Annotated in this window: 13 protein-coding genes, 1 tRNA gene and 1 pseudogene; 10 read left to right on the forward strand and 5 right to left on the reverse strand. The window is 70.4% G+C overall.

All coding sequences use genetic code 11. The annotated features are described in order from the left end of the window. The first annotated feature begins 95 nt into the window (after positions 1 to 95). From ACFVXE_RS06545 to ACFVXE_RS06580, 8 genes and pseudogenes are all read left to right on the forward strand, one after another. Positions 96 to 1,832 (forward strand): ABC transporter substrate-binding protein, encoded by a 1,737-nt coding sequence (locus ACFVXE_RS06545; RefSeq protein ID WP_389669763.1) that lies wholly within the window; start codon positions 96 to 98, stop codon positions 1,830 to 1,832. Between the two features lie 144 nt (positions 1,833 to 1,976). Continuing rightward, positions 1,977 to 2,972, forward strand: a complete 996-nt coding sequence (locus ACFVXE_RS06550; RefSeq protein ID WP_389669765.1) for an ABC transporter permease — start codon at positions 1,977 to 1,979, stop codon at positions 2,970 to 2,972. Then, positions 2,969 to 3,868 (forward strand): ABC transporter permease, encoded by a 900-nt coding sequence (locus ACFVXE_RS06555; protein ID WP_389669767.1) that lies wholly within the window; start codon positions 2,969 to 2,971, stop codon positions 3,866 to 3,868. Before ACFVXE_RS06550 ends, ACFVXE_RS06555 begins: the two co-directional genes overlap by 4 nt. 4 nt (positions 3,869 to 3,872) lie before the next feature. Beyond that, complete coding sequence (locus ACFVXE_RS06560; protein ID WP_389669769.1) at positions 3,873 to 4,817, forward strand: ABC transporter ATP-binding protein; 945 nt, start codon at positions 3,873 to 3,875, stop codon at positions 4,815 to 4,817. Next, on the forward strand, positions 4,799 to 5,710 hold the full coding sequence (locus ACFVXE_RS06565; protein ID WP_389669771.1) for an ATP-binding cassette domain-containing protein: 912 nt from the start codon (positions 4,799 to 4,801) through the stop codon (positions 5,708 to 5,710). The genes ACFVXE_RS06560 and ACFVXE_RS06565 overlap by 19 nt, the downstream gene beginning before the upstream one ends. Beyond that, positions 5,707 to 8,112 carry a glycoside hydrolase family 2 protein gene (locus ACFVXE_RS06570; protein ID WP_389669773.1) on the forward strand — a complete coding sequence of 802 codons (2,406 nt, stop codon included), beginning with the start codon at positions 5,707 to 5,709 and terminating at the stop codon, positions 8,110 to 8,112. Before ACFVXE_RS06565 ends, ACFVXE_RS06570 begins: the two co-directional genes overlap by 4 nt. A gap of 251 nt (positions 8,113 to 8,363) precedes the next feature. Continuing rightward, positions 8,364 to 8,449 (forward strand) — tRNA-Leu (locus ACFVXE_RS06575). Between the two features lie 316 nt (positions 8,450 to 8,765). Then, positions 8,766 to 9,188: pseudogene (locus tag ACFVXE_RS06580) on the forward strand (Bax inhibitor-1/YccA family protein); the annotation flags it as partial. Positions 9,189 to 9,346: 158 nt separating this feature from the next. Here ACFVXE_RS06580 and ACFVXE_RS06585 read toward each other — a convergent pair. Then, on the reverse strand, positions 9,347 to 9,574 hold the full coding sequence (locus tag ACFVXE_RS06585) for a DUF4287 domain-containing protein (protein ID WP_389669775.1): 228 nt from the start codon (positions 9,572 to 9,574) through the stop codon (positions 9,347 to 9,349). 100 nt (positions 9,575 to 9,674) lie between these two features. On the opposite strand from ACFVXE_RS06585, the gene ACFVXE_RS06590 reads away from it, so the two are divergent. Further along, entirely contained in the window at positions 9,675 to 9,992 is a 318-nt protein-coding gene (locus tag ACFVXE_RS06590; RefSeq protein WP_389669777.1) for a hypothetical protein, read from the forward strand. 88 nt (positions 9,993 to 10,080) lie between these two features. On the opposite strand, the gene ACFVXE_RS06595 is transcribed toward ACFVXE_RS06590, so the two are convergent. The 3 genes from ACFVXE_RS06595 to ACFVXE_RS06605 all read right to left on the reverse strand — a co-directional run bounded on the left by ACFVXE_RS06595 (position 10,081) and on the right by ACFVXE_RS06605 (position 13,803). Then, complete coding sequence (locus tag ACFVXE_RS06595; protein WP_389669779.1) at positions 10,081 to 10,941, reverse strand: hypothetical protein; 861 nt, start codon at positions 10,939 to 10,941, stop codon at positions 10,081 to 10,083. 290 nt (positions 10,942 to 11,231) lie between these two features. Then, a complete protein-coding gene (locus tag ACFVXE_RS06600; RefSeq protein ID WP_389669781.1) occupies positions 11,232 to 12,452 on the reverse strand; it encodes an acetyl-CoA C-acetyltransferase in 1,221 nt (406 codons plus the stop codon). Positions 12,453 to 12,663: 211 nt separating this feature from the next. After that, positions 12,664 to 13,803 (reverse strand): SGNH/GDSL hydrolase family protein, encoded by a 1,140-nt coding sequence (locus ACFVXE_RS06605; protein ID WP_389669908.1) that lies wholly within the window; start codon positions 13,801 to 13,803, stop codon positions 12,664 to 12,666. Positions 13,804 to 13,959: 156 nt separating this feature from the next. Between ACFVXE_RS06605 and ACFVXE_RS06610 the strand changes: the two genes are divergently transcribed. Next, positions 13,960 to 15,363: a cystathionine beta-synthase gene (locus ACFVXE_RS06610; protein ID WP_389669783.1), complete on the forward strand. Its 1,404-nt coding sequence runs from the start codon at positions 13,960 to 13,962 to the stop codon at positions 15,361 to 15,363. 296 nt (positions 15,364 to 15,659) lie between these two features. On the opposite strand, the gene ACFVXE_RS06615 is transcribed toward ACFVXE_RS06610, so the two are convergent. Then, positions 15,660 to 16,496: a helix-turn-helix transcriptional regulator gene (locus ACFVXE_RS06615; protein WP_389669785.1), complete on the reverse strand. Its 837-nt coding sequence runs from the start codon at positions 16,494 to 16,496 to the stop codon at positions 15,660 to 15,662. Positions 16,497 to 16,532: the final 36 nt, after the last annotated feature.

The raw sequence follows: 16,532 nt of genomic DNA on the forward strand, positions 1-16,532 counted from the left end.
CACTCTTGACACCGCCTGGGAGCGGCCATAGCTTCACGGCACTTACCCGGTTCAGTAACTCCGCTCGGCAGGGACGGCGGGGAGAGGGAGAGACGATGGGTACGGGATTCCGGGGACGAATCGCGACCACGCTCGCCGTGATCGGACTCGCCGCGACCGCGTGCACGGGGGGCGGCTCCTCGGCGGGCGGCTCCGGCGGCTCGGGCGGAGGTTCGGGCGGTGCGCTTCCGCGCAACGAGACGCTCTACACGACCGGCACCCAGTGGGGGCCGCCGGCCAACTACAACCCCCTGCACGACTGGGACCACGCGACCGGCACCAAGGGGCTGGTCTACGAGACGCTGTTCCACTTCGACCCCAACGCGGGCAAGCTGACGCCATGGCTGGCCGAGTCCGGCGGCTGGACCGGGGCCAAGACCTATGAGGTGAAGCTCCGTCCGGGCATCACCTGGTCCGACGGCAAGCCGCTGACCGCCGAGGACGTCGCGTACTCCTACGGGATCGGCAAGATCGAGGCGTCGTCCTTCCACACCCTGTGGGAGTGGCTCGACAAGGCGGAGGCGGTGGACGCCACGACCGTCCGCTTCACCTTCAAGCAGGCCCGCTACCAGGAGTGGGACTTCAATCTGTACGGCCGCCCGATCGTTCCTGAGCACATCTGGAGCAAGCGCTCCGACAAGGAGGTCCTCGACGGCGTCAACGACAAGCCGGTCGGGACCGGCGCGTACACCCTCAAGAGCCACACCCAGGACCGGGTCGTGTGGCAGCGGCGGGACGACTGGTGGGGCGTCAAGGCACTCTCCATGAAGCCGGCGCCCCGCTACATCGTCGACGTCTCCAACCCCAGCAACGAAGTGGTCATCGGCCAGCTGGGCCAGGGCCAGCTGGACCTGAGCAACAACTTCCTGCCGGGCGCCTCCTCGCTGGTCAAGAGCAAGAAGGTCGTCTCGTACTACGACAAGCCGCCCTACATGCTCTCCGCCAACACCGCCTGGCTGGTGCCCAACACCAAGAAGAAGCCGATGGACGACGCGGCCTTCCGCAAGGCGCTCGCCGAGTCCGTCGACGTCGGGAAGATCGTCAAGGGGGTGTACGGGGAGCTGGTGAAGCCGGCCGACCCGACCGGGCTGCTGCCGCAGTGGAACAAGTTCGTCGACCAGGACCTGGTGTCGAGGGAGGGCTTCTCCTTCGACACGGGCAAGGCGAAGCAGATCCTCGCCGGCGCCGGATACCGGGACACCGACGGCGACGGATTCGTGGAGAACAAGGACGGCTCGAAGATCAGCCTCAAGCTGGCCGTGCCGACCGGCTGGACCGACTGGATGGAGGCGGCGAAGGTCATCGCGGCCTCGGGCAAGGCGGCGGGCATCCGGATCACCACCGAGTTCCCCGACCAGAACGCCCTCAACGAGCAGCGTGGCAAGGGTGATTTCGACCTCGTCATCAACAATGACCGCCAGCTGTCCAACACCCCGTGGACGTACTACGAGTACATGTTCCAGCTGCCGGTCCAGAAGCAGCAGAACACGGTCAACTTCGGGCGGTACGAGAACAAGGAGGCCTGGAAGCTGGTCCAGCAGCTCGGCGGGGTGAAGACCGACGACACCGAGGGCATGAAGCAGGTCATCTCCAAGATCCAGGACATCCAGCTCAAGGAGATGCCGGTCATCCCGCTCTGGTACAACGGCCTCTGGTCGCAGTCCACCACCGGGACCTGGACGAACTGGCCGTCGGACGCCCCGGGCGCGCCCAAGTACGCGCCCGCGCTGTGGCGCAACTGGCTGGAGATGGGCGGCTTTGAAGCGCTCACGCAGCTCAAGCCCGCCAAGTGACAGGGCCGTTCTGATTCCATGACCGCCCCGCCGTGCGCGCGCTCCCGACGTCCGTCTCCGACCCCGGACCGGGCCTGATCCGGTCCGGGGTTGAAGGCGGGCTCTCTCGACGCGCCACGGCGGGGCTCTCCCCGGGGAGCCCCTTTGCGCCGTTACTTCGCCAGAAAACTCCTGGTCTACGCACTGACCTTCGTCGTCGCCGTCACCGTCAACTGGATGATCCCGCGCTTCATGCCGGGCGATCCGGTGGCCGCCATGGTGGCCCGCGCCCGTGTCTCGCAACCCGAGGCCGTCGAGGCGATGCGCGCGTACTACAACAACCTGTTCGGCTTCGACGAACCCGTCTGGCAGCAGTACCTCCACTTCTGGGGCGCCCTCCTGCGGGGCGACTTCGGGCTCTCCATCTGGGTCTTCCCCAAACCCGTCGCCGACGTGCTGCTCGACGCGCTCCCGTACACGCTGGGGCTGATGATCCCGGCCATCCTGCTCAGCTGGTTCGTCGGCAACTGGGCCGGTGCGCTCGCCGCCCGCCGCAAGGTCCTCGACAACACCGTGCTCCCGGCCGGATACCTGCTGACCGCGATGCCGTACATGTGGATCGCCGTCATCCTCGCCTGGGCGCTGGGCTCCAAGGCCGGCTGGTTCCCGCTCTCGGGCGGCTACAGCCTGGACATCCAGCCCAGCTTCAGCATCGGGTTCGCGGTGGACCTGCTGCACCACTGGGTGCTGCCGTTCCTCTCCCTCTTCCTGGTCGCGCTCGGCGGCTGGGCCATCGGCATGCGCAACATGATCATTTACGAGCTGGAGTCCGACTACTCGTCCTATCTGTCGGCGCTCGGCGCACCGCACCGCCTCATCCGCCGCTACGCCTTCCGCAACGCCGTGCTGCCCCAGATCACCGGTCTCGCACTGCAACTGGGCGTGCTGGTGGCGGGAGCCCTCGTCACCGAGATCGTCTTCGCCTATCCCGGGCTCGGCTCACTGATCCTGGCCGCGATCCAGAACCAGGACTTCTTCCTGCTCCAGGGCGCGTTCCTGTTCATCGTCATCGGGGTGCTGATCGCCAACTTCCTCATCGACGTCGTGTACGTCCTCGTCGACCCCCGTACCCGTACCGGCATGGCAGGAGGCCAGTCGTGAGCACCGTGCCCGAACCGGCCACCGACACCGTCGCGGCGCCCCCCTCCCGGCCCACCCGCGAGACGCTCCACTACGCCCTGCGCAACCCCAAACTGATCATCGGCTTCACGCTCGTCGCGCTGCTCCTGGTCGTGGGCGTCATCGGCCCGCCGCTGCTGCACAACGCCGACCCCAACGAGTACGTCGGCCCCCAGTCCGCGCCGCCGGACGGTACGTACTGGATGGGCACCACCACCTTCGGGCAGGACGTGTACGCACAGTTCGTGCACGGACTGCGCGCCACCTTCCTGGTCGGTGTCGTCGGCGGGGCCATCGCCGCCGTCGTCGCCATGCTCGTCGGCTTCCTCGCCGGATACCGCGGCGGCGCCGTCGACGAGATCCTCAACATGCTCACCAACGTGGTGCTGGTGCTCCCCGCCCTCGCCGTACTACTGATCGTCAACGCCTATGTCGGGGTGCGGTCCGTGCCCGTACAGGGGCTGTTCATCGGACTCACCTCCTGGCCCTGGGCGGCGCGCGCCATCCGCGCGCAGACCTTCTCGCTGCGCACCAGGGAGTTCGTCGACCTGGCCCGGCTCAGCGGGTGCTCCACCTGGCGGATCGTCTTCCGTGAGATCGCGCCCAACATGAGCTCGTACCTCTTCATGACGTTCATCCTGCTCTTCGGCGGCTCCATCCTCATCGCCTCCTCACTGGACTTCATCGGGCTCGGCCCGACCGAGGGCGTCTCGCTCGGGCTGATGCTGCAGAGCGCCCAGCAGTGGAGCGCGCTCCAACTCGGCATGTGGTGGTGGTTCGTTCCGCCCGGGGCCGGGATCACCGCGATCGTCGGCTCGCTCTACATCGCCAACGTCGGCCTCGACGAGGTCTTCAACCCGAAGCTGAGGGAGGCCTGAGCACATGACCCTGACCGTCACCGATCTACGGGTCCACTACCGCACCCTGCGGGGCGAGGTACGGGCGCTGGACGGCGTCAGCCTCGACCTGGCCGACGGCGAGATCCTGGGCCTGGCGGGCGAGTCCGGCTGCGGCAAGACCACGCTGGGCAAGTCCCTGATCCGTCTGGACGGCCGGATGCGGCACGCGGGCGGCACCGTCACCCTCGACGGCGAGGACGTTCCGATCGCCGACGACCGCGCCATGAACGCCTTCCGGTTCCACCGGATATCGCTCGTACCGCAGTACTCGATGAGCGCCCTCAACCCGACCCGGCGGATCGGCCGCATGATCCGCGAACTCCTCGCCTCGCGCGGCGTCTCCGTCGACACGGACGAACTCCGCCGCCGGCTGGACCTGGTGGGCCTGGACCACGACGTCCTGGACCGCTACCCCATCGAGCTGTCCGGCGGCATGAAGCAGCGCACCGTCATGGTGATCTCCACCCTGCTCGACCCGTCCGTCCTCATCGCCGACGAGGTCACCTCCGCGCTCGACGTCTCCACCCAACGGGCCGTCGTCGGCGCACTCACCGGGCTGCGCGACAAGGGCCTGGTCACCAGCATGATCTTCGTGACCCACGACCTCGGCCTGACCTCGCACATCGCCGACTCCATCATGGTGATGTACGCGGGAAAGCAGGCCGAGAAGGCACCCACGAAGGTCCTGACGACCGACCCCCGCCACCCGTACACCAAAATGCTGCTCGGCTCGCTCCCGGAGGTCGGGGCCCGGTACGCGGACAGGCCGCTGAAGGGCATCGCCGGCTCCCCGCCCTCCCTGCTCGACCCGCCGGCCGGCTGTCGCTTCCGCGACCGGTGCCCTCTCGCCGACCGGCAGTGCGCCGAGGAACCCCCCGTCGTCGAAGTGGCGCCCCGTCACTCCGTCGCATGCTGGAAGGCGGCCTGATGCTGACCCTCGACCGCGTCACCAAGACCTACCGGGCCGGTGCCTTCGGCGGCGGTTCCGTCACCGCCGTCGACCGGGTGTCCTTCACCGCCGCACCCGGCGAGGTCGTCTCCCTCATCGGCGAGAGCGGCAGCGGCAAGTCCACCATCGGCCGGATGATCCTCGGCCTGACCGGCGTCAGCGAGGGGAGTCTCACCCTGGACGGCAAGGAGGTCCGCCCCGGCAAGGACTTCTACCGCCGGGTCCAGGGCGTCTTCCAGGACCCCTTCTCCTGCTACAACCCCGTCTTCAGGGCCGACCGCGTCTTCGCCCTCGTCCGCCGCGCCTACCACCCCGGAGTACCGGACAAGGAGTGGGCCGACCGCGTCGAGAAGGCGGTGCGGGACGTGCGCCTGGACCCCGGACAGGTTCTCGGCCGCTACCCGCACCAGCTCAGCGGCGGCCAGCTGCAACGCCTCCTGATCGCCCGCGCGCTGCTCCTCGACCTGAGTTTCCTGGTGGCCGACGAGATCACCAGCATGCTCGACGCCTCGACCCGCATCGACGTGCTCAACCTCCTGGCCGGCCTCAAGGAACGCGGCCTCGGCGTCCTCTACATCACCCACGACCTCGCCCTCGGCACCTATCTCGCCGAACGGACCGTGGTGCTGCGCCGCGGCAGGGTCGTCGAACGCGGCGACACCCAGAAGGTGTTCGGCAACCCGGTCCACCCCTACACCCGCGCCCTGCTGGCGGCCGTGCCCCGGCTGAACGTCCCGTGGGCACCGCCCGAGCCCGTCGAGACCTGCGCCTTCCACGCGGCGGGGGCGCAGGACACCGATCTGTACGAGACCGAGCCGGACCACTTCGTCGCCTGCGCCCAGCTCCCCGACTGCGGAAGGACCCCCGCGTGACCCTTCGCCACCTGCCCCTGCACGACGGCTGGACGCTGCGCGCCGACAGCCCCGTGCCGCTCGGGCTCCCCACAGGAGGCGTCCCTGCCACCGTGCCCGGCTGCGTCCACACCGACCTGCTCGCCGCCGGCCTCATCGACGACCCGTACCTGGACGACAACGAGACCCGTCTCGGCTGGATCGGCCGGACCGACTGGACCTACCGCACCACCTTCGACTGGGCGAACGACGGCCACGACCACGCCGCCCTGTGCTTCGACGGGCTGGACACCGTCGCCACCGTCCTGCTCAACGGCACCGAGATCGGCCGCACCGCCAATCAGCACCGCAGCTACCGTTTCGCCGTCCGCCCCTTGCTCATCGAGGGCACCAACACGCTCGACGTGCGGTTCACCGCCCCGTACACCTACGCCGAGGAGCTGCGGGAGCGGCTCGGTGACCGGCCGGGCGCCTACGCCGAGCCGTACGCCTTCATCCGCAAGATGGCGTGCAACTTCGGCTGGGACTGGGGGCCGGCCCTGGTCACCTCCGGCATCTGGCGGCCGGTCGCCCTGGAGACCTGGAGCGGCCCGCGTATCGCCTCGGTGAAGCTGCTCGCCGACCTCGCGGAGGACGGCGTGCCGCGGCTCGCCGTCACGCTGGGCGTCGACCGCTCCGGCGGGCAGGCACTGGAGGCGGTCGTGGAGGTGGCGGGGGAGCGGAGCACGCTCACCGTGCTCGCCGGGCAGGACCACGCCACCACCGTGCTGAGCGTGCCGCACGCCGAGCGCTGGTGGCCGCACAGCCACGGTGACCAGCCGCTGTACGACGTCACCGTCCGCCTCGGCGACCACGTCTGGCAGGGCAGGACCGGCTTCCGGTCCGTCGCCCTGGAACGCGAGCGGTTCCGGATCTCGGTCAACGGGGAGCCCGTCTTCGTCCGTGGCGTCAACTGGATCCCCGACGACTGCTTCCCGGCCCGCCTCACCCGCCGGCGGATCTCCGACCGCCTCGACCAGGCACTGGCCGCGGGCGTCAACCTGGTCCGGGTCTGGGGCGGCGGCCTCTACGAGAGCGACGACTTCTACGAACTGGCCGACGAGAAGGGACTCCTGGTCTGGCAGGACTTCCCGTTCGCCTGCGCCGCGTACCCGGAGGAGCAGCCGCTCTACGACGAGGTGGCGGCCGAGGCCCGTGAGAACCTCGTCCGTCTCGCCCCGCACCCCTCCCTCGTCCTGTGGTGCGGCAACAACGAGAACCTGGAGGGCCACGCCGACTGGGGCTGGCGGAAGGAGCTGGGTGAGCGCACCTGGGGGTACGGCTACTACCACCACCTGCTCCCCGCGATCTGCGCCGACACCGACCCCACCCGCCCGTACTGGCCCGGATCGCCCTACTCCGGTTCCCCCGAACTGCACCCGCAGGACCCGGCCCGCGGCACGATCCACATCTGGGACGTCTGGAACCGCGCCGACTACCGCGCCTACGCGGACCGGGTCCCGCGCTTCGTCGCCGAATTCGGTTTCCAGGGCCCGCCCGCCCACGCCACGCTGCGCCGTGCGGTCAGCGGCCCCCTCAGCCCCGACGCCCCGCTGCTCGCCCACCACCAGAAGGCGGAGGACGGCAACGGAAAACTGCTGCGCGGCCTCGGCGACCATCTGCCGAGCCCCGGCGACGACTTCGACGACTGGCACTGGCTCACCCAGCTCAACCAGGCCCGCGCGGTCGCCTTCGGCATCCGCCACTTCCGCTCGCACACTCCGTACTGCATGGGCACCGTCGTCTGGCAGCTCAACGACTGCTGGCCGGTCGTCTCCTGGGCCGCGGTCGACGGCGACGGCCGTCGCAAACCGCTCTGGTACGCGCTCCGGGCGGTGTACGCGGACCGGCTCCTCGTCGTACGCGACGGGGCCCTGCACCTGGTCAACGACGCGGCCGCGCCGTGGGCCGGCACCCTGCGACTGGCCCGGCACGGTCTGGACGGTTCCGTGCTGGCCGAGGAGGAGGTGCTGGTGAGCACGGCGGCGCGCTCGGTCGCCCGGGTGCCGCTGCCGCGGTCCGTCGCCGAGCCGGACGACCGCAGCCGGGAGCTGCTGGTGGCGCGCCTGGGCGAGGTGCGGGCGGTCGAGTTCTACGAGGAGGACACCCGGCTCGCCCTGCCGCCCGCCCGTTACGACGTGACGGTCACGGAGAGCGACGGAGAGGGGTCCGGATACCGGGTCGTGGTGACTGCCCGCACGCTCCTGCGGGACCTCGCCCTCTTCCCCGACCGGCTGGACCCGGCGGCCGAGGTGGACGAGATGCTCGTCACTCTGCTGCCCGGGGAGAGCGCCGTGTTCCGCGTCACGGGCGCGGTGCTCGCGGACCCGAGGGAGCTGGGGAACCGACCGGTCCTGAGGTGCGTCAACGACCGCTCCGCCTAGGTGGGTGGCGGAAGCGCGGCGGTCGGGGGCGCGCCCCTGACGTGTGAGCCGTCCGGGTGCGGCGACTTTCCGTCATTCCCGGATCACGGCCGCCGCGCCCGCCACCCCGCCCAGGCATGTGGCTATGGCTTGTGAAGTGTGCTGACGGACCCTCAAACGGTCAATAAAATAAGACAACATCGCGCCACTGTTCCGCTGATCGGGGGATGCCCCCGGCTAGGGTCATGTGCCAACGCGGAGCCGCGCGCCAAGCCCGGATGGTGGAATGCAGACACGGCGAGCTTAAACCTCGCTGCCCCTCGGGGGCGTGCCGGTTCGAGTCCGGCTCCGGGCACCATGTCGCGCAGGCCGATCGCCCTGCGAAATCGGCTCTCCCCGCTCGTCTCCGTTCCCGGGTCCGGCCGCTCCGTGGGTCGCTCGCTCGTCACTTTCCGTGCATGGTCGGCGTGCGGGAAACGAAAAGCCTGCGAAAGACGAGTTTCAGGACCGGTCGGCGGGAAGGTGGACCCCGCGCGGGTACGGAGTGGCCGGAGAGGTCCGGCGACGTGGAGCCGGCGGGCACCGGCCGTCCCGCGCCGAGAAGGCGGTCGCGGCACCCTTGGCCGCGAGCGCCGGCCGCCGCGACAGCCGGTGGTGGGCGCCGGAAGTATTTCAACACCGCGATCGGCACGGACGTCGTGGTGCAGGCGGTGCTGGGCACCATGTGTGTCTTCGCCGGCGTGCTCGTCGCGTACAAGATGCGCTGGATCCGGGTCACCCGCCGTTTCTACGGCTTCGTGATGGCCGCCGCCGTGGGCTTCATGCTCCTGATGGTGGTCAACCTGCTGTTCGCCGTCTTCGGCGGCGGTGACGGCCTGGGCTTCCGCTCCGGCGGTCTCGGCATCCTCTTCGGCGTCATCGGGATCATCCTCGGCGCCTGCTTCCTGGCCCTGGACTTCAAGCAGGTCGAGGACGGCATCGCGTTCGGCGCCCCGCGCGAGGAGTCATGGCTGGCGGCCTTCGGCCTCACCATGACGCTGGTGTGGATCTACCTGGAGATGCTGCGCCTCTTCTCCATCCTCAGCGGCGACGACTGACCGTACCGCCCGCACGTACGACGGAACGGCCCGCAGGCTCAGCGCCTGCGGGCCGTTTCCGTCGGTCCGGTCTCTCGTGCGGGCCGGGTGTGCGTACGCCTGGGGATTTTCGTCCGGACCGGGCAGGCATGCGTGCCCGGCATCATCCGGTCACAGCACTAGAGCAGCTTCCGAGCCGCCCGCCTCAGGTCGTACTCGTGGACGAGCGCCTTCGCGTGTCCGTAGGCGAGGTCGTGCTCGCTCCGCAGCCAGCTGACCTTCTCGTCGAACCGGAGGGCTGGACCCTCGTCGACGGTGCGAAGCCAGTCGACGACTTCGCGACCGGTGCAGTGAGGGATCCGGGAGAGCAGATTGCGATGGGTTTCTTCGGAGAAGACATGGGACATCGGCGCCTCCGACGCATTGCGCGTTGCTGGTCCTTCCCGACACCGTGCCCGAGCCCAGGCCCGTTGGCAACCATCCCGACCCGGCGCGTAGGGTCGCGGAGTGCACGATACGACCCTGTTGATCATTGCCGTGGACCGGTTCGCCGACCGGCTTCGCGCCGCCCCGCAGAGCAGGCTCCAGCGCGGAGCGGCCGCCGAAGGGCTGGCCACGGCCAGGGAATTGGCCGTACGGGCCCAGCGCGTCGAGGCGCCGGACCTGGAGCCGCGCATCATGCCGGACGCCGGGATCTTCGCCATCGGCGACCAACTCGCCGTCGCGGGGCGGGATCTGGCGGTGGCACTGGAAAAGGCCCCGTCCGTGGAGCTGGACGAGGCCGTACGGTTCGTGGAGGAGGCGACCGCCCGGGCATTCGCGTAGCGGCCGTCCGGTGGACGGGCCGTGGTTGCCGGGGCAGCGGCCGTCGAGGACCGCCGCGCGGGCCGGGGGAGCGTGGAGCGCCCCTGGGTCAGAACGAGGCGATGACGCGGTCGGCGAGAATGTAGACGTTCTCCTTGCCGCAGGAGAAGGTCAGGGCGTACGCGCCGGACACGCCGGAGCCGCCCAGCAGCACCGGGTGCTCACCCGCCAGCAGCGCCTCGGCGAGGCGCTCGGCCGTCTCGCGGTGGCCGGGGGTCATACAGAGCGTGGTGCCGTCGGCGAAGACGTACACGTCGAGCGTGCCGAGCGGGCCGGGGCGGACATCGGCGAGCTCGGTCCGGCTGTCGGCGAGCTCCTCCAGCCGGGTCACGGTGCGCTCGTGGTCGGTGACGACCGGCGTCTGCACCGGTACGAAATCGGGGTGGGAGGGGTGGCGGCGACGGGCCGCGGCCAGCTCCGGCGAGTCCTCGGCGTACTCCGGCATCTCCGGCAGCTCGGTCACGTCGGCCAACTCTGCCAGTTCCGTCAGCTCGTCGAGCGCCTCGGTGGCGTCGATGCCCATCGCTTCCAGGCCCGCGAAGTCCGCCTGGCGCGGCATGAAGAACGGCGCGTCCTCGCCGAGCCCGGAAAGACCGCCCAGCAGGGACGGGGTGTCGGCGGCGTCACGCGCCTCCTGGGAGGCCCAGAAGGCGCGGGCCTCGGCGAGCTCGCGCTCGCGTTCCTCGGCGAGTGCCTCGGCGACGGCCGCGCGTATCTCGGCGGCGGGGGTGGCAATGCTCCTGATCTGCTGCGGCACCGCGGCGCCACGGGCGTGGCCGGCGGCCAGCTCCGTCCGCAGAGCCGTGACCTGCTTGCGCAGCCCGTGAGCGGCGTGCAGAGCAGCAGCGCCCACTGCCGTCGCGGCGGCGGTGGTCAGCAACAGGGCAAGAGGCATGATGCTCACTGACATACTCCCGGTTTCAATCGATCCCCCGACTTCCTACATCAGCTTGTCCTCTCCCCGTGCCCGGTGTCAGTGCATTACGTCACGAATTGGACAGGTATTTGTGCCTGGGGTTACCCCCTGATGCTGGTGTGACCTGCGGAAACGAATCTCCCCCGGGACATAGATCACATCCTGGGGGAGATTCGGTCACGGTCGGGGCTCGGAACCGGCCATTGTCCGGCGGGAGCGGACGGTCCGAGGGTGCGGGAGGAGCCGGCCGGACGGTGCGGCGACCGGCTCCGTCCCCGCCGGGCTCAGCTCAGACGCTCGATGACCATCGCCATGCCCTGGCCGCCGCCCACGCACATGGTCTCCAGGCCGAACTGCTTGTCGTGGAACTGCAGGCTGTTGATCAGCGTGCCGGTGATCCGGGCGCCGGTCATGCCGAAGGGGTGGCCGACGGCGATCGCGCCACCGTTGACGTTGACCTTCTCCAGCGGCAGGCCGAGGTCGCGGTAGGAGGGGATCACCTGGGCGGCGAACGCCTCGTTGATCTCGGCCAGGTCGATGTCGTCGACGGTCAGCCCGGCGCGCTTCAGCGCCTGCTTGCTCGCCTCCACCGGTCCGTATCCCATGATCTCGGGGGAGAGGCCGGAGACGCCGGTCGACACGATCCGGGCCAGCGGCGTCAGGCCGAGCTCGCGCGCCTTGGTGTCGGACATGATCACGAGTGCGGCCGCGCCGTCGTTGAGCGGGCAGCAGTTGGCCGCGGTGACCAGGCCGTCGGGGCGGAAGACCGGCTTCAGGCCCTGCACACCCTCCAGGGTGACGCCCGCGCGCGGACCGTCGTCCTGCGAGACGACCGTGCCGTCGGGGGTCGTCACCGGGGTGATCTCCCGCGCCCAGAAGCCGTTCTTGAGGGCCTCCTCGGCGAGGTTCTGCGACCGCACCCCGAACTCGTCCATGTCCTGGCGGGTGACGCCCTTGAGCCGGGCCAGGTTCTCCGCGGTCTGGCCCATCGCGATGTACGCGTCCGGCACCAGGCCGTCCTCGCGCGGGTCGTGCCAGTGCGCCCCGGACTCCTCGGCGCGGGCGGCGGTACGGGCCTCGGCCTCGGCGAAGAGCGGGTTGTGCGTGTCCGGCAGGCTGTCGGAGTTGCCCTTCACGAAGCGGGACACCATCTCGACACCGGCGGAGATGAAGACGTCACCCTCACCGGCCTTGATGGCGTGCAGCGCCATGCGGCTGGTCTGCAGCGAGGACGAGCAGTAGCGGGTGACCGTGCAGCCGGGAAGGTGGTCCATCCCCATCTGTACGGCGATGATCCGGCCCAGGTTGTTGCCCTGCTCGCCGCCGGGGAGGCCGCAGCCGAGCATCAGGTCGTCGATGTCCTTCGGGTCCAGCTCGGGAACCTTGGCCAGCGCGGTCTGAATGATCGTGGCGGTCAGGTCGTCGGCCCGCAGATCCTTCAGCGAGCCCTTGAAGGCCCGGCCGATGGGGGAACGGGCAGCAGAGACGATCACGGCTTCGGGCATCACGCGGCTCCATGAGGGCTGGAAGGCTGGCTGTCTGGGCTGATCGGGGCCGAGCGGGGCTCGGCCGGACCGGGCGGCGCTCGGCGGGTCCGAGCGGAGCCGGGCCGGGACCGAGCAGGACTCAGCCGGGGCTGACTTGGAAGTTACCCGTACGTATCGCCGAGGTCACCCGGCAGGCCGTGTGATGCGGACCTCTTTTCTAAGCGACCGCTCAGGCGGTCCGGGGTGTGGGACCCGTGCCCGCGTCCCCGCCCGCCCGGGGATCCCTGTCCAGCCGTCCGTCCGGACGCTGTCCGTCGGGGCGCTGCCCGTCGGGATACCGTCCGTTCGGATGCTGCCCGTCGGGATGCTGTCCGTTCGGGTGCTGTCCGTCCGGGGTCGGGGCCGGGTGCGGCTCCGTGGCCGAGGGCAGACGACGGCGCCTGCGGTGCTTGAGCAGCGCCCACGGCGCCCGCGCGCCCGTGACCTCCGTACCGGCCTCCCGGGCTGCCTGGGAGGCCGCCTTGGCCACCGGCAGCATGTCCTCGCGCCGCGCCCCGTCGAGACGGTCGGACTCCGGCCACAGGCCCAGCACGGCACACAGGGTCGGCAACAGCGCCATCGCCGCCGTCGCGTACCCCTCGGCCGACGGATGGTAGTTGTCCGGGCCGAACAGCTCGCGCGGATTGGCCTCGAACTCCGGCCCCAGCAGGTCGCCCAGCGACACCGTGCGCCCGCCCTGCTCCACCGAGCCGATCGTCTGCGCGGCCGCCAGCTGACGGCTCGCCCTCCTGGCCAGCCAGCGCAGCGGCTGGTAGACCGGCTCGATCGTGCCCAGATCCGGGCAGGTCCCGACGACCACCTCCGCACCCGCCGTACGCAGCCTGCGCACGGCGGTGGTCAGGCACCGCACCGACTGGGTGGCGGGCATCCGGTGCGTCACGTCGTTGGCCCCGATCATGATCACGCAGACGTCGGGGGTACGGGCCGTGTCGGCGAGCAGGAGCGAGACCTGTCGCTCCAGATCGTCCGAACGGGCCCCCGGCTGAGCGACGTTCCGCAGGTCCACCGGCCGTTCGGAGACCGCCGCGAGCCCCGAGGCGAGCAGCGCCCCAGGCGTCTGGCCGGCTCTGCGCACCCCCTGACCGGCCGCCGTGGAGTCGCCGAGCAGCCCGAGCCGCAACGGCTCGGCGGGGCCGGTGAACGCCACCCCGTACCGTCCGTCCGCGCTCGGTGGAACCGGTGCGACACCGCCGCCCACCTGCCGCTTCGCCAGCTGGACCTCCGCCACCAACACGCCTGCCGCCGCCGCGCCGAGCAGTCCGATACTGCCGCCGCCGTAGGCCGCGCCCGCCGCGATCCGCCGCGCCACCCTTGCCCTCGACACAGTCCGGTCCACCTCCTCGTTGCCGTACCGCCGTACACAGAGCTAACTGCCCCGTAGGGGCGGTCGCCCAATCGCTTCGCCCAATCTCATGCCCGTACGCATACCCTTGCCGCACCATCTCGGAGACCCCGGAGTATCACGGTGCAATTTCACGATTCGATGATCAGTCTCGTTGGCAACACCCCGCTGGTGAGGCTGCGCAGTGTGACGGCCGGCATCCAGGCGACGGTGCTGGCCAAGGTCGAGTACTTCAACCCCGGCGGTTCGGTGAAGGACCGGATCGCCCTGCGCATGATCGAGGCCGCCGAGGAGAGCGGCGCGCTGCAGCCCGGCGGCACGATCGTCGAGCCGACGAGCGGCAACACAGGCGTCGGCCTGGCGATCGTCGCGCAGCAGAAGGGTTACAAGTGCATCTTCGTCTGTCCGGACAAGGTGTCCACGGACAAGATCAACGTGCTGCGCGCCTACGGCGCGGAGGTCGTCGTCTGCCCGACGGCCGTCGACCCGGAGCACCCCGACTCGTACTACAACGTCTCGGACCGGCTGGTCCGTGAGACGCCCGGCGCCTGGAAGCCCGACCAGTACTCGAACCCGAACAACCCGCGCTCGCACTACGAGACCACCGGTCCCGAGCTGTGGGAGCAGACGGACGGGAAGATCACCCACTTCGTGGCGGGCGTCGGCACCGGCGGCACGATCACCGGCACCGGCCGCTACCTCAAGGAGATCAGCGGCGGCTCGGTGACGGTCGTCGGCGCGGACCCGGAGGGCTCGGTCTACTCCGGCGGCTCCGGCCGCCCCTACCTGGTCGAGGGCGTCGGCGAGGACTTCTGGCCGAGCGCGTACGACCGCACGGTCACGGACGAGATCGTCGCCGTATCCGACAAGGACTCCTTCCAGATGACCCGTCGCCTCGCCAAGGAGGAGGGGCTGTTGGTCGGCGGCTCCTGCGGCATGGCGGTCGTGGCGGCCCTGGAGGTGGCGCAGCGTCTCGGACCGGACGACGTGGTCGTCGTACTCCTGCCGGACAGCGGCCGTGGCTACCTGAGCAAGATCTTCAACGACGAGTGGATGGCCGACTACGGCTTCCTGGAAGACACGGGTTCGTCCGCCCGCGTCGGCGACGTGCTCGACCACAAGGACGGACCGCTGCCGACGCTCGTCCACATGCACCCCGAGGAGACCGTCGGCGAGGCGATCGAGGTGCTGCGCGAGTACGGCGTGTCGCAGATGCCGATCGTGAAGCCGGGCGCCGGCCACCCGGACGTCATGGCCGCCGAGATCATCGGCTCGGTCGTCGAGCGGGAGCTGCTGAACGCGCTGTTCGCGCAGCGCGCCTCGCTCACCGACCCGCTGGAGAAGCACATGTCGACGCCGCTGCCGCAGGTCGGCTCCGGCGAACCGGTCGAGGACCTGATGTCGGTGCTCAGCGGCGAGGGCGGCTCCGACGCGGCGATCGTGCTGGTGGAGGGCAAGCCGAAGGGGGTCGTGAGCAGGCAGGACCTGCTGGCCTTCCTGGCGAAGGAGGCCGGCCCGAAGCAGTAGGGGCAGGCCGGGGCTTCGCGGAAACGGTACGAGCACGTCACGTACACGCAGCACCGGCTTAACAAGGATCCGGCACATTGGTGGGTGTCGGCAGGGAAACCCGCCGGCACCCGAAACGGCGACACGGACGACGGAGCGGCTCCCGGACCTCCACTGTCGCCAGGACGCGCGCACCGGCCCTGACCCGGAAACGCGTCCCTCGCGGGGACCGCCGTCGTCCCGCCCCCTGGGAAACCGGGGGTGCGGCGGTCCCCGCGATATGACCTTCCCTGCGCCGGCCCGCGGCCAACGGCCGTTCACCCGGCAGGCGCGGCCGCCCAGCTCGCCAGCAGCGCGATCCGCTCCGCGGTCTCGGTACCCGGCTCCGGCGTGTAGACGACCAGCGACCGGTCGGGGTCTCCGGGCAGCGCCAGCGTCTCGTACGGAAGGGTCAGCTCGCCCGCCACGGGGTGCTGGATGCGCTTGACCCCGTACGTCTTCGCCTTCACCTGGTGATCCGCCCACAGCCGCCGGAAGTCCTCGCTCCGCAACGACAGCTCGCCGACCAGCGTGGCGAGCTGTCTGTCCGTCGGGTGCAGCCCGGCGTCCAGGCGCAGATGCGCGACCGTCTCTGCCGCGACCGCCGCCCACTCCGGGTACAGCTCGCGCGCCGCCGGTTCCAGGAACACCTGGCGCGGCATGTTGCGCGCGGCGGCGGGCATCCGGGAGAAGCCGACGAGGGCGTCGCCGAGGGCGTTCCAGGCCAGTACGTCCATCCGGCGGCCCAGTACGAACGCCGGGGCCCGGTCGATGGTGTCCAGCAGCAGCCGCAGCCCGGGCCGTACCCGCCGCGCGGCGTCCGGCCGTTCGCCGCGCGCCTTCGCGCCCGGCCGGGCCACGGTGTGCAGATACTCCAGTTCCGTCCCGTCCAGCCGCAGCACCCGGCCGATCGCGTCGAGCACCGCGTCCGAGACGCTCGGCCCGCGTCCCTGCTCCAGCCGGATGTAGTAGTCGACGCTCACCCCCGCGAGCTGTGCGACCTCCTCGCGGCGCAGTCCGGGAACCCGGCGCCGGCCGTATGGCTGCAGACCCACGTCCTCGGGCTGGATCCGTGCGCGTCGCGAGCGGAGAAAGTCTCCCAGGTCCCCATCCATGCGTTCGATCCTAGGAGACGGGCCGGAGCGGAGCCT

Source organism: Streptomyces sp. NPDC058231 (assembly GCF_042882275.1).
GTDB lineage: Bacteria > Actinomycetota > Actinomycetes > Streptomycetales > Streptomycetaceae > Streptomyces.